This window comes from Streptomyces sp. NRRL S-118, assembly GCF_000716335.1.
Classification (GTDB): Bacteria; Actinomycetota; Actinomycetes; order Streptomycetales; family Streptomycetaceae; genus Streptomyces.
In genome coordinates this window covers 836-1941 of sequence record NZ_KL591066.1, presented here as the reverse complement: position 1 = coordinate 1941, position 1106 = coordinate 836, and the positions used below count along the sequence as shown (strand labels likewise).

The following is a 1106-nucleotide window of genomic DNA, read 5'->3' as shown; positions in this document are numbered from 1 at the left end:
CCCCGCATCGAACTCACCCGCCCCATGCAGGAAACCACCCTCCCGCGCGTATGTCTTTCCGGGGGTTCCCGGCTCCGGGGAGTAGATCGCGTCGAAGTCCCAGCCGCGATCCGTGGGAGGGGTGCCGATGACGTCCCGCTCCCGCAGTACGAGGTCCCACAGCGCTTCGGGGCTGTCCACGTCACCCGGGAAGCAGCAGGCCATCCCCACGATGGCGATCATGTCGTCGTCCGTGGCGGCCTGGAAGGGATGGGGCAGGTTTCCGGCCCGCTCCGTTCCCTCGTCGTCCCCGGCCGTGAGCCTGGAGAGGATGTGGTCGGCGAGCGCCGCGGGGTTCGGGTAGTCGAAGGCGATCGTCGTGGGAAGCGACAGTCCGGTGGCGGCGTTGACGCGGTTCCGCAGTTCCAGCGCGGTGAGCGAGTCGAAGCCGACCTCCTTGAAGGCCCGCTCCGGGCCGATCGCATCCGTGGTGCTGTGGCGCAGTACCGCCGCGGCCTCGCCCCGGATCAGCTCGACGAGCCGGTGCAGGCGCTCGGCTTCGGTGCGGCCGACCAGGAGCGGCGTTGGTTCGGCGGCACCGCGCGCGGCCGGGCGCCGGCGACGGGCCGTGTCCAGGGCATCACGCGCCTCCGACACGGTCGAGAAGAGGCGGGTTGCCCGTACGGCGTCGGTGTTCGGGGCGAAGCGTTCCCAGTCGACGGCCGCGACGGTCACGCAGGTGTCGTCCCGGTCGAGGGCCTGCTGCAATGCTTCGACGGCCCGTACGGGGTCCATGGCCTCGATGCCGCGCCGGACGAGGCTCTCCTCGCCGGCGCCCTCCGCCATGCCGCCGCCGGCCCACAGGCCCCAGGCGATCGCGGTGGCCGGCAGGCCGTCGGCACGCCGTCGCTCGGCAAGGGCGTCGAGGGCGGCGTTGGCGGCGGCGTACGCGGCCTGGCCGCCGTTGCCCCAGACGCCTGTGACCGAGGAGAACAGAACGAACGCGTCCAGATCCCGGTCGGCGGTCAGTTCGTGCAGCAGCTCGGCGGCATCAGCCTTGGGCCGGCTCACGAGTGCGAGACTGTCGACGGACAGCCTGTCGATCACCCCGTCGGCGAGCACACCGG

General features: G+C 72.2%; 1 protein-coding gene. It reads right to left on the bottom strand.

The annotated features are described in order from the left end of the window. Positions 1–1106, bottom strand: a 1106-nt coding sequence (locus tag IH00_RS39415; RefSeq protein ID WP_158828229.1) for a beta-ketoacyl reductase, incomplete at both ends; no start/stop codon positions are given.